Origin of the sequence: Enterobacter sp. E12, from assembly GCF_014596715.2 — a bacterium.
In the GTDB taxonomy this organism is placed as follows: domain Bacteria; phylum Pseudomonadota; class Gammaproteobacteria; order Enterobacterales; family Enterobacteriaceae; genus Enterobacter; species Enterobacter bugandensis.
In genome coordinates this window covers 3,240,726-3,256,433 of sequence record NZ_CP115601.1, presented here as the reverse complement: position 1 = coordinate 3,256,433, position 15,708 = coordinate 3,240,726, and the positions used below count along the sequence as shown (strand labels likewise).

Sequence of the window (15,708 nt, the reverse complement as noted above, 5' to 3'; positions counted from 1 at the left end):
GGACATAAAACTAAGTGTTCTCAAATCGTAATCAGTTAAAACATGGAGTTACCTAGAGAATGCGTCTCTTACTCGCAGAAGATAATCGTGAGCTGGCTCACTGGCTGGAGAAAGCGCTGGTGCAGGAAGGCTTTGCCGTGGACTGCGTCTCCGACGGACGTGCCGCCGACCATCTGCTGCAGGGTGAAAACTACGCGGTCGCTATTCTGGACATCGGCATGCCCGGTTTTGACGGCCTGGAAGTGGTCCACCGCCTCAGAAAACGGGGGCAGACGCTGCCGGTGTTGTTTCTTACCGCCCGCAGCAACGTGGCGGATCGGGTGAAGGGACTGAACGCCGGGGCAGATGACTATCTGCCAAAACCGTTTGAGCTGGAGGAGCTTGACGCGCGTCTGCGCGCCCTGTTGCGCCGAAGCGAGGGTCGAACGCAGGAGCGCCAGCGCCTTGGGGAGCTGGAGTATGACGACGAGGGCTTTTTCCTGCTGCGCGATGAACCGCTTTCCCTGACGCCGCGGGAGCTCTCCCTGCTGAAAGTGCTGATGCACCGCCGGACCCGTCCGGTTTCACGACAGCAGCTTTTCGACCAGGTGTTCAGCCTGAACGACGACGTCAGCCCTGAAAGCATCGATCTCTATATTCACCGGCTGCGTAAGAAGCTGACCGGCAGCGGCGTGCGGATCACCACCCTTCGGGGGCTTGGGTACGTGCTGGAGTGCGGCGATGAGGTGGGTTAAGCCGCAGTCGCTCTATCTGCAGCTGTTGCTTTTCCTGGGTCTACCGCTGCTGCTGCTGTGGGGATTGTCGGCCTTTAACAGCTACGTTAGCGCGCTGCAGGCGGCCACGCAGGCCTACGATCGCACGCTGTTATCCTCTGCCCGCACCATCTCCGAGCGGCTGGAGGTGCGCAACAGCAGGCTGGCGGTGGACGTGCCCTGGGTGGTGCTCGACAGCTTTGAGCTCAACATGAACGACCGGCTCTACTATAAGGTGGTCGACCCCGACGGACGGGTGATCTCCGGCTATGACGATCTGCCGAAGATGCCGCCTGCGACGTCGCGCACCACGCTCTATCCGGCGCTGGCCTGGTTTTACCACACCGAATATCGCGGCCAGGCGATTCGGGTGGCGCGCCTGCTGCAGCCCGTAAATGAAGATAATGTTTTTGGCATGGCGGAGATTTACGTCGCCGAGACGCTCCAGTCCCGCCGCTATCTCGCCAGCCAGCTGCTCTTTTCATCCTGGGTTTCACAGGGGCTGCTGGTGCTGCTGACGCTGGTGCTGACCGCATGGCTGCTGCGCCGCGTGCTGCGCCCAATGCGCCAGCTTTCGTCACTGATGGTGCGGCGCGAGCCGGGCCTGCTCGCACCGCTGCCGGAGCTGCTGCCCTGGTCGGAGACCCGGCTGCTGATAGTCGCCTTTAACCGCTATATCGACCGGCTGCGCGGCGTGCTTTCGCGTCAGGAACGCTTTAACGCGGATGCGTCGCACCAGCTCAAAACGCCGCTGGCGGTGCTTAAAACCCAGGTCTCCGTCGCCCTCGCGCGTCAGGATCCCGCCCTGTGGCAGGAGAGTCTGCGGGCAATGAATGCCACCCTGGACGACACTATCGTGCTCACCGAGCGGCTGCTGCAGCTTTCAGCGGTGAAGGGAAAAGAGCAGGGGGATCGTCATTTTACGCCTGTGGATCTGGTTCAGGTGGTGCAGAACTGCTGCTTTTCCCGGCTGGCGCAGGCGCGGAGCAAGGCGATTGATTTAGGATATGACGGTGTACAGCAGCCGGTCACGATCGAAGGCGATGACGTTCTGCTGGGCGAGCTGTGCGCCAACCTGCTGGAGAACGCGATTAAATATACGCCTGCAGGCGGGACCGTGACCGTTTTCCTGCGCGTGGATGGCGGTGCCGTTGAGCTGAGCGTTGAGGACAGCGGCCCCGGCATTGAAGAGGATCAGATCTACCAGGCGATGCAGCCTTTCCACCGTCTGGACAACGTCGGGAACGCCGCCGGTTCCGGGATTGGGCTGGCGCTGGCGGGGGATATCGCCCGGCTGCACCGCAGCCATTTGCAGCTGACTCGCAGCGAAACGCTGGGTGGCCTTTGCGTCAAAATGCGCTTTCTGCTGCTTACGTAAAAAAGCCGGGGGTTTCAAATCGTTACAATCTTCCTGTCCGCCGCACGCAGAGTGCTTGATCCCCCGCAGACTCAGGTTAAAATCTCGCGGTTTTGGGGACTTCTCTATAATTATGCAGGATCGCGACAATGAAAAAAGTGGCATTACTGGGCCTCGGCCTGATGGTTGTATCTGCGGCGGCTAACGCCATTAGCATTAATGGTTCGGCGGGTCAGGACTATACCCACCTCGGTTTTGGCATGGGTACTGAGACCTCCGGTCTGGCAATGACCGGCGGCTGGACGCACAACGATGACGACGGCGACGCGGCAAGCCTCGGCCTCGGTCTGAATATTCCTCTTGGCCCATTCCTGGCCACCGTTGGCGGTAAAGGTATCTACACCAACCCAAATGACGGTGATGAAGGGTATGCGGCGGCTGTGGGCGGCGGCCTGCAGTGGAAAATTGGCGACAGCTTCGGCCTGTTTGGCGAGTACTACTACTCTCCGGATTCCCTCTCCAGCGGCATCGACAGCTATGAAGAAGCCAACGCCGGCGCGCGCTGGACCATCATGCGTCCGATTACCATCGAAGCGGGCTACCGTTATCTGAACCTGGCCGGTAAAGACGGCAACCGCGATAACGCGCTGGCTGACGGCCCGTACGTGGGCGTGAGCGCAGGCTTCTAATCGTTCCGGCGCGGCGTTCCGTCGCGCCAGTTTCTCTCATCTCCGCCCCGCGTTTGCGCTATAGTGTTTTGACCAAATAAGCGGGAGAACACAATGATTAACGTGGAGATGTTATCCACCGGCGACGAAGTGCTGCACGGACAGATTATTGATACCAATGCTGCCTGGCTTGCCGATCTTTTCTTTGAGCAAGGATTACCGTTAACGCGCCGCAATACCGTGGGCGACAATCTGGAGTCACTGGTCGCTGTTCTGCGCGAGCGCAGTGAACAGTGCGACGTGCTGATCGTGAACGGCGGGCTCGGCCCCACCGGTGACGATCTCAGCGCGCTGGCCGCCGCGACCGCAAAAGGCGAAGGGCTAGTGCTGCACGAGGCGTGGCTTTCGCAGATGGAACGCTTCTTCTCCGAACGTGGCCGCGTAATGGCCCCCAGCAACCGTAAACAGGCTGAAATTCCCGCCAGCGCAGAGCTGGTTGATAACCCGGTCGGTACCGCATGCGGGTTTGCCATGCAGCTGAACCGCTGCCTGATGTTCTTCACGCCGGGCGTGCCTTCCGAATTTAAGGTGATGGTCGAGCAGCAGATCCTGCCGCGCCTTCGCCAGCGTTTTACTCTGCCTGAACCTCCGCTGTGCCTGCGCCTGACCACCTTTGGCCGCTCGGAAAGCGATCTGGCCCAGAGCCTTGACCACCTTCCGCTGCCGCCGGGCGTCTCCATGGGCTATCGCTCCTCTATGCCGATCATTGAACTCAAATTAACAGGACCGGCCACGCAGAAAGAGGCGATGCTGGCCCTGTGGCCTGAGGTGCAGCGCGTGGCGGGCGAAAGCCTTATTTTTGAAGGGACGGAAGGGTTGCCTGAGCAGATTGCAAAACATCTGCAGACTCGCCAGCTCAGCGTGACCTTAAGCGAGCAGTTCACCGGTGGCCTGCTGGCGCTGCAATTGTCGCGCGTCAACGCGCCGCTGCTTGCCAGCGAAGTGGTGCCGTTTCAGCAGGAGACCCTGGCGCAAACCGCCCGCTGGGCTTCCGAAAGAAGGGTGAAGCATTTTGCCGGTCTGGCGCTGTTTGTCGGCGGGCTGGATGAGGATTACCTCAACTTCGCGCTGGCGACGCCGGAAGGCACCTGGGCGCTGCGGGTAAAAATGAGCATCACCCGCCACAGCCTGGCGGTGCGTCAGGAGGTGTGCGCCATGATGGCGCTGAATATGCTGCGCCGCTGGCTCAACGGCAAAGAGGTCGCCAGCGAGCACGGCTGGATTAACGTTGTCGAGTCGCTGTTCGTTGAGTAATGCCTGTGCCGGGGCCTTTCGCCCCGGCAACGTTCAGCCCAGCGCTTTCGCCAGCAGGGTAATCGGATGTTCGCAGCGCTTGCTGGTGGACATCTCAATCTGCCATTTACAGGTTTCGCAGTCCGTCACCACGATATCCGCGCCGCTCTCTTCAATCTGGCGGAACAGCGGGGCGCCAATTGCCTGCGAGGTTTCGTAGTTTTCACGCTTAAAGCCGTAGGTGCCTGCGATGCCGCAGCAGCGCGAATCCAGCACCGTCAGCTCCAGCCCCGGAATTAACCGCAGCAGCTCCAGCGTATAGAGCGACCAGCCCATTTTCTCCATATGACACGGGGTGTGATAGACCACCTTCAGCGGCAATGTTCCCAGCGGCAACGTCTGCCCGCTGTCCAGCTTGCGCCAGAGGAAGCGCGTCGCCAGCTCGATGTGCTCGCGCAGTCCGGCGTTATCCACGTCCAGCAGGTGCGGATACTCATCGCGCAGGGTGAAGGTGCAGGTGGACGACGTCGCCAGCACCGGCATGCCTTTATCGACAATCGCTTCGCGCAGGGAGGTGACGTTGCTTTTGGCCTGCCTGCGCGCTTTATCGGTAAACCCGTTGGCAATCAGCGGCACGCCGCAGCACTTCTCTTTGCTAAGCAGCTGTACGCCGGTTCCCATGGCGTTGAGCACCTTCAGCAGGTCTTTTCCCAGCTGCGGGTGGTTGTAGTTCACATAGCAGCCGTGGAAAAAGGCTACCCGATCGTCGTACTGCGCCTGCTGCTCCGCGACGGTCTTATACCAGCGACGGAAGGTGCCGTGAGAATATTTTGGCAGGCTGCGGTGATGGTCTATTTTAAGCGTGGCATCCAGCAGCTGACGCACCGGCTTGAGTGAGGTTGCGGCATTCACCAGCGGGGCAAACGGAGTGGAGACGCTGCCCATCAGATCGGTATGGCTCAGGATCGCATCGCGCAGTGACGGCTTTTGCGTGCTGTAGCGCGCCCGGGCGCGCTGGATGATGTCGCCGATTTTCACGTCCGACGGGCAGGCGACCTCGCAGCGCTTGCAGTTGATGCAGTATTTCAGCGCCTCGTCGTACAGCCTGCCGTCCTTCAGGCGCAGGCGCTCGCCGTCCGGCCCGGCCTGCTTTGGCCCAGGGTAGCGCGGGTTCACGCCGCTGACCGGGCAGACGGTGGTACAGACCGTGCATTTAATGCAGCTTTCGAAACGGGTGTCGTTCATTGTTCAGCCTCCACGCGCTGGATAATCTGCTCGGCTACATACAGCGCCGTGACGGCGCAAACCCCGCCGCCGCATCCCTGGGGGATCGGATCGTATCCGCCCAGCAGCGAGCCGATGGCAAAAAGATTACCGACGGGCATACCGGAAAGCTGCGGATGTAGCCGGTTATCGACAATTACGCCAAACTGCTGCCAGGGCTGCGGCGTGAAGAAATCACACTGATACCAGTCCGCGCGGGAAGCGGTTTGCCGCACATCCAGCCCCATAATCGCTTCCCGGATGCCCTCCCGGCTGCTCAGCAGCCCGTTGCTGAAGAAGCTCCCGCTCGCCAGCACCGTATAGCGGGCGCGAAGCGGAATATCCTCGTGGTTGCGCGTCCAGATTTCTCTCACCGCGCCGTCGGTCAGGGTGATTTTTTTCACCTCATCACCCGCCATCCATACGCCGCCCTGCGCAACAAACTGGCGCTGAAGCTGGGTGTGCAGACGAATGCCGGGTACGGAAGGCGGAAGCGTCGGCAGCAAACCGAGCGTGCAGGGCAGACGATCCGAGAGCCAGCGCCAGAGCCGGTTGTCGTTTAAACCAAAGCAGGCGGGCATTATCAGGGCATCGCAGGTTTCACCGAGCGGCCTGAGCGCCTCATACAGCAGCGGCCATTTCTCCTCGTTATCCAGAAAACGGGCGATATTCACCGCGCGAAACTCGCTCGGGTTATCGCGCAGGATATCCAGCTCGGGCAGCTCTATTTCTGCCGTGTCGGCGTTGATGCCCTGGCGACAGAGCGAGGCCGCCGCGAGATGGGGTTGAAAATCCAGAAAGCCGCTAATACCCACCACCCGCACTCGTCCCGCGCTGACGGGGGCCACGGGGACTTCCTCCGGGCTGAGCCACGCGGAGCGCAGAGTGCCGAGCGGCGTGATGCGCTGGTGATTTTGCCTGGCGCTTCCCTTCAGACGCGCGCCGCAGCCCGCCAGCAGCGCTTCGGCTTCCAGCGCAAAGCGGTCAATATGCTGCGCGCCAACCAGGTGATAGGGGTGCTCCGGCGGCAGCCTGTCGCGGTACGCTTCGTCCACCAGATCCAGCGATCCCGACGAGAAGTGCAGGGCGCTCTGGCCGCGGGTGATAATGGCGCAGCGCAGCCCCTGCTTCGTGAGTTTGATGCCGCAGAGCAAGCCTGCCAGCCCGCCGCCGACGATTGCGGTATCAAATTTCATCGTGTTGCTCCTTCTCCAGGCCGCAAAGCCCCTGATAGACCCAGCGGGTAAATTCGCTTTCGCGCAGGGCATCACCCCAGGCGACAGGCTGAATGCCTTTCCAGCGCTCGTTCAAAAACGCGCTGAGCTGATCGAGCGACTGGGTGGCGGTGGTGGTATGAAAACGCTGCAGCAGCCCGGCGGCACGACAGGCGCACAGTTCGCCCTGACAGGTCCCCATTCCGACGCGGGTGCGGCGGCGGAGATCCAACAGGCTGTTGACTGTCAGGTTCTCTACCGCGTACTGCACTTCGCCTGCGGTAACGGCTTCGCACTCGCACACCAGGCTGCGGCTCAGTCGTCCTTCACCGAGCCACTGCGGCGTTCTGTCGCCGTGGCGGTAGATGGCCGAACCGCGCAGCGGCGCGGGCAGGGAGATGATTTTTTGCAGCGTTTTTTCGGTAGACTGGCGCGATCCCGGCAGCGGCTGTTCTGCGGTAACGCACGGTTCGGTATTTCCGAGCTTGCGGCAGACGGCATCGGTCGCCCACTCGGCCATCAGCCGGTAGGTCATCAGCTTGCCGCCGGTAATGGTGATAAACCCGTCCATGCCGTCGCGCTCGGCGTGATCGAGCAGCACGATGCCCCGGCTGACGTTACGTCCGCTCGGATCGTTATCGCTGGCGACAAGGGGACGCACGCCCGCGTAGGCGCGCAGGATACGCGTCTGCGCCATCACCGGCGCCAGCTTTTCCCCTTCGCGCAGCAGAATATCCACTTCTTCGGCGGTGACCCGGTTGACGTCAATGTCGCTGTAGTCAACGTGCGTTGACGTCGTACCGATGAGCGAAATGGTGTCGCCCGGCACCAGAATGTCGGCGTCAGACGGTTTGCGGCAGCGGTTGATGACGTGGTTATTGATGCGGTGGTCAAGGATCAGCAGCGAACCTTTGGCCGGGAACATGCGGATGGATAAGTCGGCGTATTCCGCGATGCGCTGGCCCCAGATCCCCGCCGCGTTGACCACTACGGCGGCGTGCAGCTCGCTGTGCTCGTTGTACTGCGTATCAAACACCCGCACGCCGCAGATGCGATGACCCTCGCGGATAAGCCCGGTCACTTCATGTCCGGTCAGAATGCGCGCGCCATGCTCGCGGGCGTCCAGCATGTTGGCGGCGGTCAGGCGGAACGGATCGACGGTGCCGTCAGGCACCTTCACCGCGCCGATCAGCGTCGGGTTCACCGACGGCTCCAGCCGCCGGGCCAGCGCCGGATCCATAGCCTCAGCCTGAATGCCCGCTGCAGTACAGGCGGTTATGAAGGTTGACTGAAAGGCGAGGTCATCTTCGGGAAGGGTAATAAAGAGACCGTCGGTCGGCTCTATGCAGTGTCGGGCGATACGCTTGAGGATCTGGTTTTCAGCGATACATTCGCGCGCGGATTCACCGTCGGTGACCGCATACCGCGCGCCGCTGTGCAGCAGGCCGTGGTTACGCCCCGTCGCGCCGGTGGCGATATCGTGGCGCTCCAGAAGCGTGACGCTTAAGCCGCGAAGGGCGCAGTCGCGTGCGATGCCGGCGCCGGTTGCGCCACCGCCAATGATAATCACATCGCTGTAGCGTGGATCGTGAATTGTCATTGCCTTTCCTCTATGTTCGTTTTTTAGCATTTAGCCACATAGAACGTGTGGTTTGTTTGATTTCGAACATAAACGCGCGAAATTCGAAACTGAAACGTGATTTCATGCGCTTTTTTGCGCATTCTGTCATATTTCTGTAACAATCTGTGCGTTGATTCACAGTAACAAACCGCATGTTTTTTTAACATCCCCGCCTCTGTAACCAGGCGCGAGATGCCTGGTCATTTTTTGAAAGGCCACGGAGGCTGTTATGCTCAGTATCTTCAAACCTGCGCCGCATCGGGCGCGACTGCCAGAGGCAGAGATCGATCCTCTCTACCGCCGTCTGCGTTGGCAAATCTTCCTCGGGATCTTCTTCGGGTATGCGGCGTACTATCTTGTACGTAAAAACTTTGCGCTCGCCATGCCGTATCTGGTGGAGCAGGGCTTCTCTCGCGGCGACCTGGGCTTCGCGCTGTCGGGGATCTCCATCGCCTACGGTTTTTCTAAATTCATCATGGGTTCTGTGTCGGACCGCTCGAATCCGCGCGTGTTCCTGCCCGCCGGTCTGATCCTCGCGGCAGCGGTCATGCTGTTCATGGGCTTTGTGCCGTGGGCGACGTCCAGCATTGCCATCATGTTCGTGCTGCTGTTCCTCTGCGGCTGGTTCCAGGGGATGGGGTGGCCGCCGTGCGGACGTACCATGGTGCACTGGTGGTCGCAGAAGGAGCGTGGCGGCATTGTGTCGGTGTGGAACTGCGCGCATAACGTCGGGGGCGGGCTTCCACCTCTGCTGTTCCTGCTGGGGATGGCCTGGTTCAACGACTGGCACGCGGCGCTCTACATGCCTGCCTTTGGTGCTATTCTGGTGGCGATTATTGCCTTCGCCCTGATGCGCGACACGCCGCAGTCCTGCGGGCTGCCGCCAATCGAAGAGTACAAAAACGACTATCCGGATGACTACACCGAGAAGCACGAAGAAGAGCTGACCGCGAAACAGATCTTCATGAAGTACGTGCTGCCGAACAAGCTGCTGTGGTACATCGCGGTGGCGAACGTGTTCGTATACCTGCTGCGCTACGGCATCCTCGACTGGTCCCCGACCTACCTGAAAGAGGTGAAGCACTTCGCGCTGGATAAATCCTCCTGGGCGTACTTCCTGTATGAATACGCCGGGATCCCGGGCACGCTGATTTGCGGCTGGATGTCGGACAAAGTGTTTAAAGGCAACCGCGGCGCAACGGGCGTGTTCTTTATGACCCTGGTGACCATCGCGACTGTCGTTTACTGGCTTAACCCGCCGGGTAACCCATCAGTAGACATGGCCTGTATGATCGTTATCGGCTTCCTGATCTACGGTCCGGTGATGCTGATCGGTCTGCACGCGCTGGAGCTGGCGCCGAAAAAAGCGGCGGGCACGGCGGCAGGCTTTACCGGTCTGTTTGGCTACCTCGGCGGTTCCGTCGCGGCGAGCGCTATCGTGGGCTACACCGTTGACTTCTTCGGCTGGGACGGCGGCTTTATGGTGATGATCGGCGGCAGCGTGCTGGCGGTTCTGCTGCTGGTTGTTGTGATGATCGGCGAGAAACGTCACCACGCGGAAGTGCTGGCGCGTCGTCAATAAGGAGCATTGCGATGAAATTAACTCCATTAACCACCGGCCTGCTGCTGGCAGGCCTGATGACAGGCTCTGCCCTGGCGGCGGATAAAATCGTTATTGCCCACCGCGGTGCCAGCGGCTATCTGCCGGAGCATACGCTGCCGGCGAAAGCGATGGCCTATGCCCAAGGCGCGGATTATCTGGAGCAGGATCTGGTGATGACGAAGGACGACCAGCTGGTCGTCCTGCATGACCACTATCTTGACCGCGTCACGGACGTGGCGGAGCGTTTCCCGGACCGCGCGCGCAAAGACGGTCGTTACTACGCCATCGACTTTACCCTGGATGAAATTCGCTCTCTGAAGTTTACCGAAGGCTTTGAGATTGAAAACGGCAAGAAGGTGCAGGTCTACCCGGGACGCTTCCCGATGGGCAAATCTGACTTCCGGATCCATACCTTCCAGGAAGAGATTGAGTTTGTTCAGGGGCTGAACCACTCCACCGGGAAAAACATCGGTATCTACCCGGAAATCAAAGCGCCGTGGTTCCACCATCAGGAAGGGAAGGACATTGCCGCGAAGACGCTGGAGGTGCTGAAACAGTACGGCTACACCAGCAAGAAGGACAAAGTTTACCTGCAGTGTTTTGACGCCGCCGAGTTGAAGCGCATCAAAACCGAGCTGGAGCCGAAGATGGGGATGGATCTCAATCTGGTGCAGCTGATTGCCTACACCGACTGGAATGAAACCCAGGAGAAAAAGCCGGACGGGAAGTGGGTGAACTACAGCTACGACTGGATGTTCAAGCCGGGCGCGATGAAGCAGATTGCGCAGTACGCTGACGGCATCGGGCCGGATTATCACATGCTGGTGGCGGAAGGCTCAACGCCTGGCCACGTGAAGCTGACGGCGATGGTGAAAGAGGCGCACGCCAGCAAGATGCAGGTGCATCCGTACACGGTGCGTGCCGACCAGCTGCCGCCATATGCCACCGATGTGAATCAGCTTTACGAGGTGTTGTATAAGCAGGCGGACGTGGACGGGCTGTTTACGGATTTCCCGGATAAAGCGGTGACGTTCTTAAAATAGAAAAAGGGCCGTAAGGCCCTTTTTTACATCTCGATCTCAATATCGCCTTTTGCCCGGCAGCAGCAGGGCAAAATTTCCCCTTCACTGATAAAGGCCAGCGGTTCGGTCAGCCAGTCCACCTGGCCTGCGACCAGACGGCAGCGGCAGGAGCCGCAATAGCCTTCACGACACTGGTACTCTACCTCCACCTGATGCGCTTCAAGCGCCACCAGAAGGGAAGGGTGCTCATCCTGGCACAGCACTTCGGTGCCAGAAAGGCTCAGCGTTACGCGCGTCATCAGAGCTGGAAGTCGCTCAGGTCGTCGGTGTTGACTTCAGAATCAATCTGACCGACCAGATAAGAGCTCACTTCCACTTCCTGCGGCGCAACCTGCACGTTATCGGATACCAGCCAGGTATTGATCCACGGAATCGGGTTAGAGCGCGTCTGGAACGGCAGGTCCAGACCAACCGCCTGCATGCGGATGTTGGTGATGTACTCGACGTACTGGCACAGAATATCTTTGTTCAGGCCAATCATGGAGCCGTCGCGGAACAGGTAGTCAGCCCACTCTTTCTCCTGCTGAGCCGCCAGCACGAACAGGTCGTAGCACTCCTGCTTGCACTCTTCGGCGATTTCCGCCATCTCCGGGTCGTCCGTACCGCTGCGCAGCAGGTTCAGCATGTGCTGGGTGCCGGTCAGGTGCAGGGCTTCGTCACGAGCGATCAGACGGATGATTTTGGCGTTGCCTTCCATCAGCTTGCGCTCGGCAAAGGCGAAGGAGCAGGCGAAGCTCACGTAGAAGCGGATCGCTTCCAGGGCGTTTACGCTCATCAGGCAGAGGTACAGCTGCTTTTTCAGCGCGCGCAGGTTCACGGTAACGGTTTTGCCGTTCACGCTGTGGGTGCCTTCGCCCAGCAGATGCCAGTAGCTGGTCATCTCGATCAGCTCGTCGTAGTAGTGCGCAATGCCTTCCGCGCGCTTCTGGATCTGCTCGTTAGTGACGATATCGTCAAACACCACCGCCGGATCGTTCACGATGTTGCGGATGATGTGGGTATAAGAGCGGGAGTGGATCGTCTCGGAGAACGCCCAGGTTTCCACCCAGGTTTCCAGCTCAGGAATCGAGATCAGCGGCAACAGCGCCACGTTCGGGCTGCGGCCCTGAATGGAGTCCAGCAGCGTCTGGTACTTCAGATTGCTGATGAAGATATGCTTTTCGTGATCCGGCAGCGACTGGTAATCAATACGGTCGCGGGAAACGTCAACTTCTTCCGGACGCCAGAAGAAGGAGAGTTGCTTTTCAATCAGCTTTTCGAAGATGTCATATTTTTGCTGATCGTAGCGTGCCACGTTGACCGGCTGGCCGAAGAACATTGGCTCTTTGAGCTGGTCGTTTTTCGTCTGTGAAAAGGTGGTATATGCCATGAGTGTGTCCTGTCTTACGAAATAAAGGCGGGGATATCCCCGCCCTTCATTAGATCTTACATGCGCCGCTTTCGCAGCCATCGTCCTGAATTGACGGTACCAGGTCGTCCTGCGCGTCTTCTGCACCGTCACGGGTGTTGTGATAGTACAGCGTTTTCACGCCAAATTTGTAGGCGGTCAGCAGGTCTTTCAACAGCTGCTGCATCGGTACCTTGCCGGACGGGAAGCGCGTCGGGTCGTAGTTAGTATTGGCAGAGATCGACTGGTCGATAAACTTCTGCATGATACCCACCAGCTGCAGGTAACCGTCGTTGTTTGGCATCTCCCACAGCAGCTCGTAGTTGTTGCCCAGCGTTTCGTAATCCGGCACCACCTGACGCAGCACGCCGTCTTTCGACGCTTTAATGCTGACGTGGCCGCGCGGTGGCTCGATGCCGTTGGTAGCGTTGGAGATCTGCGAAGAGGTCTCGGACGGCATCAGGGCAGAGAGCGTGGAGTTACGCAGGCCGTGCGTTTTGATGGACTCGCGCAGGCCTTCCCAGTCCAGGTGCAGCGGCTCGCTGACGATCGCATCCAGGTCTTTCTTATAGGTGTCGATCGGCAGAATGCCTTTTGCATAGGTGGTTTCGTTGAACCACGGGCACGCGCCTTGCTCTTTCGCCAGCTCGTTAGAGGCTTTCATCAGATAGTACTGAATCGCTTCGAACGTCTGGTGCGTCAGGTTGTTAGCGCTGCCGTCGGAGTAACGCTTGCCGTTTTTCGCCAGCCAGTAGGCGAAGTTGATCACGCCGATACCCAGGGTACGACGGCCCATTGCGCCGCGTTTAGCGGCCGGGATTGGGTAATCCTGGTAGTCCAGCAGGGCATCCAGCGCACGTACCGCCAGCACGGCCAGCTCTTCCAGCTCGTCCAGGCTCTTAATCGCACCCAGGTTGAACGCGGAGAGCGTACACAGGGCGATTTCGCCGTTTTCGTCGTTCACGTCTTCCAGCGGTTTGGTTGGCAGGGCGATCTCCAGGCACAGGTTAGACTGGCGCACTGGCGCAACCGCCGGATCAAACGGGCTGTGGGTGTTGCAGTGGTCAACGTTCTGGATGTAGATACGGCCGGTAGAGGCGCGCTCCTGCATCATCAGGGAGAACAGGTCTACCGCCTTCAGGCGCTGTTTACGGATGCTGTCGTCTTTTTCATATTTGGTGTACAGACGCTCGAACTCGTCCTGATCGGCGAAGAACGCGTCGTACAGGCCCGGGACGTCGGACGGGCTGAACAGGGTGATGTCTTCCCCTTTCAGCAGACGGGTGTACATCAGCTTGTTGATCTGCACGCCGTAGTCCATGTGACGCACGCGGTTGCCTTCCACGCCGCGGTTGTTTTTCAGTACCAGCAGGCTTTCCACTTCCAGGTGCCACATTGGGTAGAACAGGGTCGCTGCGCCGCCGCGCACGCCGCCCTGAGAGCAGGATTTTACCGCCGTCTGGAAGTGCTTGTAGAACGGGATACAGCCGGTGTGGAACGCTTCACCGCCGCGAATCGGGCTGCCCAGCGCGCGGATGCGACCAGCGTTGATGCCGATACCGGCACGCTGGGAGACGTATTTCACGATGGCGCTGGAGGTGGCATTGATGGAATCCAGGCTGTCACCACACTCGATCAGTACGCAAGAGCTGAACTGACGGGTAGGGGTGCGCACGCCAGACATGATCGGCGTTGGCAGAGAAATTTTGAACGTCGATACCGCATCGTAGAAACGCTTCACGTAGTCCAGACGGGTGTCGCGCGGGTAGTTTGAGAACAGGCAGGCAGCCACCAGAATATAGAGGAACTGGGCGCTTTCGTAGATCTCACCGGTCACACGGTTCTGAACCAGGTATTTGCCTTCGAGCTGCTTCACCGCCGCGTAGGAGAAGTTCATGTCGCGCCAGTGATCGATAAACCCGTTCATCTTCTCGAACTCTTCTTCCGTATAGTCTTCCAGCAGATGCGTGTCGTATTTGCCCAGCTCAACCATTTTCACCACGTGATCGTAAAGCTTCGGCGGCTCGAACTGGCCGTAGGCTTTCTTACGCAGGTGGAAAATCGCCAGACGCGCAGCGAGGTACTGATAATCCGGTGCGTCGCGGGAGATCAGATCCGCCGCTGCTTTGATAATGGTTTCGTGGATATCAGACGTTTTGATGCCGTCGTAGAACTGAATGTGAGAACGCAGTTCAACCTGGGATATAGATACGTTATTCAGTCCTTCTGCTGCCCAGTCGAGAACTCGATGGATTTTGTCCAGATTGATACGCTCGGTAGTACCGTCGCGCTTTGTCACCAGCAGACTCTGATTCATGTGGGTTTTACCTGTCCGTGAAATAAAAAATATCCCCCGCTTATCCACAGATCCGTCTTGTGACTAACTCTGTGGATAAATACTACATATAGGGGGTTTGCGATAAGAAAAACGCTATATGGTGAGTATTCTAGTATCGAATCTTTTCAGCACAAGGGTTGATTTTGAGGTTAAATTGAGGTTGTGAAAGGGTAAAAAAGCGTAAGTCCTCGTACCGTAAGGCCTGGAAGAGATGTCAATAATTTAGAAAAAAAATTCAAAATTTGATCGAGTGCTGATTTCTTCAACGGGAGGTCAGAATTGCGCAACATGATGTCGCGCAATCATTATAAGAATAATGGATGACGTTAGTCGTTTTTGGCGGTTGTATGCAACATATAGTTAACATCCACGCCCGGGGCAAGTTTGAATTTATCCGTTAGCGGGTTGTAGTGCAGGCCCGTGATGTGCTGCTCCTTAAGCCACGTCTGGTCAACCCAGCCCAGCAGTTCGGCAGGCTTGATAAACTTCTTCACGTCGTGCGTCCCTTTCGGCACCATGCGCAGCACATATTCTGCGCCGACCACGGCCATCAGCCAGGCTTTTCCGTTGCGGTTGATTGTCGAGAAGAAGACCTGGCCGCCCGGCTTCACCAGTTTTGCACAGGCGTTTACCACGGACTGCGGATCCGGAACGTGCTCCAGCATCTCCATGCAGGTCACCACATCGTACTGGTGGGCATGTTTTGCCGCGTGCTCTTCCACGGTTTCCTGCACATATTCCACCTGTATACCGGACTCCAGCGCATGAAGACGGGCAACCTGTAGAGGCTCGAAGCCCATGTCCAGGCCGGTGACGGTGGCCCCTTCGCGCGCCATGCTCTCCGCCAGGATGCCGCCGCCGCAGCCGACGTCGAGCACTTTCTTACCGAACAGACCGCCGGAACGCTCCGCGATATAGCCCAGACGCAGCGGGTTAATACGATGCAGAGGTTTGAACTCACCTTCGAGATCCCACCAGCGGGACGCCACCGCTTCAAATTTGGCAATCTCTTCGTGGTCAACGTTGTGAGCCACCGGGGATTTTTCGGCATTCATGGGCGCTTTTACTCCTTATTTAGCAAGACAAATGAGTATATCAGGCAATCCCTGTGAATAAAGCGTATAGGTTTA

13 protein-coding genes are annotated in these 15,708 nt (G+C 58.7%); 6 read left to right on the top strand and 7 right to left on the bottom strand.

Features of this window, described 5'->3' with window-relative positions:
• The first annotated feature begins 59 nt into the window (after positions 1 to 59).
• From tctD to IB212_RS15420, 4 genes are all read left to right on the top strand, one after another.
• Positions 60 to 734, top strand: coding sequence for a transcriptional regulator TctD (gene tctD, locus IB212_RS15435; protein ID WP_028013915.1), 675 nt, complete (start codon positions 60 to 62; stop codon positions 732 to 734).
• The gene (locus IB212_RS15430) at positions 721 to 2,130 is read left to right on the top strand and encodes a sensor histidine kinase (protein WP_041908953.1); all 1,410 of its coding nucleotides are present in this window, start codon (positions 721 to 723) and stop codon (positions 2,128 to 2,130) included. The genes tctD and IB212_RS15430 overlap by 14 nt, the downstream gene beginning before the upstream one ends.
• Before the next feature lie 128 nt (positions 2,131 to 2,258).
• Positions 2,259 to 2,798 carry a YfaZ family outer membrane protein gene (locus tag IB212_RS15425; protein WP_047367983.1) on the top strand — a complete coding sequence of 180 codons (540 nt, stop codon included), beginning with the start codon at positions 2,259 to 2,261 and terminating at the stop codon, positions 2,796 to 2,798.
• Positions 2,799 to 2,891: 93 nt separating this feature from the next.
• Positions 2,892 to 4,091: a nicotinamide mononucleotide deamidase-related protein YfaY gene (locus IB212_RS15420; RefSeq protein WP_041908955.1), complete on the top strand. Its 1,200-nt coding sequence runs from the start codon at positions 2,892 to 2,894 to the stop codon at positions 4,089 to 4,091.
• Between the two features lie 33 nt (positions 4,092 to 4,124).
• Here IB212_RS15420 and glpC read toward each other — a convergent pair whose 3' ends face one another.
• From glpC to glpA, 3 genes are read right to left on the bottom strand one after another with little or no spacing between them, the layout of a single operon-like run.
• Positions 4,125 to 5,315 carry an anaerobic glycerol-3-phosphate dehydrogenase subunit GlpC gene (gene glpC / locus IB212_RS15415; protein WP_041908957.1) on the bottom strand — a complete coding sequence of 397 codons (1,191 nt, stop codon included), beginning with the start codon at positions 5,313 to 5,315 and terminating at the stop codon, positions 4,125 to 4,127.
• Positions 5,312 to 6,529, bottom strand: coding sequence for a glycerol-3-phosphate dehydrogenase subunit GlpB (gene glpB / locus IB212_RS15410; RefSeq protein WP_041908958.1), 1,218 nt, complete (start codon positions 6,527 to 6,529; stop codon positions 5,312 to 5,314). The genes glpC and glpB overlap by 4 nt, the downstream gene beginning before the upstream one ends.
• Complete coding sequence (glpA, locus tag IB212_RS15405) at positions 6,519 to 8,147, bottom strand: anaerobic glycerol-3-phosphate dehydrogenase subunit A (RefSeq protein WP_028013909.1); 1,629 nt, start codon at positions 8,145 to 8,147, stop codon at positions 6,519 to 6,521. Before glpA ends, glpB begins: the two co-directional genes overlap by 11 nt.
• Before the next feature lie 250 nt (positions 8,148 to 8,397).
• On the opposite strand from glpA, the gene glpT reads away from it, so the two are divergent.
• A complete protein-coding gene (glpT, locus tag IB212_RS15400) occupies positions 8,398 to 9,750 on the top strand; it encodes a glycerol-3-phosphate transporter (RefSeq protein ID WP_188245884.1) in 1,353 nt (450 codons plus the stop codon).
• A gap of 11 nt (positions 9,751 to 9,761) precedes the next feature.
• Complete coding sequence (gene glpQ, locus IB212_RS15395; RefSeq protein ID WP_188245883.1) at positions 9,762 to 10,814, top strand: glycerophosphodiester phosphodiesterase; 1,053 nt, start codon at positions 9,762 to 9,764, stop codon at positions 10,812 to 10,814.
• A 23-nt stretch (positions 10,815 to 10,837) separates the two neighbouring features.
• Here the strand turns inward: glpQ and yfaE are convergent, their stop codons facing one another.
• The 4 genes from yfaE to ubiG form a co-directional block, all read right to left on the bottom strand.
• Complete coding sequence (gene yfaE, locus IB212_RS15390; RefSeq protein ID WP_047367977.1) at positions 10,838 to 11,092, bottom strand: class I ribonucleotide reductase maintenance protein YfaE; 255 nt, start codon at positions 11,090 to 11,092, stop codon at positions 10,838 to 10,840.
• The gene (gene nrdB, locus IB212_RS15385) at positions 11,092 to 12,222 is read right to left on the bottom strand and encodes a class Ia ribonucleoside-diphosphate reductase subunit beta (RefSeq protein WP_041908962.1); all 1,131 of its coding nucleotides are present in this window, start codon (positions 12,220 to 12,222) and stop codon (positions 11,092 to 11,094) included. The genes yfaE and nrdB overlap by 1 nt, the downstream gene beginning before the upstream one ends.
• Before the next feature lie 49 nt (positions 12,223 to 12,271).
• Entirely contained in the window at positions 12,272 to 14,557 is a 2,286-nt protein-coding gene (gene nrdA / locus IB212_RS15380; RefSeq protein ID WP_188245882.1) for a class 1a ribonucleoside-diphosphate reductase subunit alpha, read from the bottom strand.
• A 347-nt stretch (positions 14,558 to 14,904) separates the two neighbouring features.
• Positions 14,905 to 15,633, bottom strand: a complete 729-nt coding sequence (gene ubiG, locus IB212_RS15375; protein WP_020690665.1) for a bifunctional 2-polyprenyl-6-hydroxyphenol methylase/3-demethylubiquinol 3-O-methyltransferase UbiG — start codon at positions 15,631 to 15,633, stop codon at positions 14,905 to 14,907.
• Positions 15,634 to 15,708 lie beyond the last annotated feature (75 nt).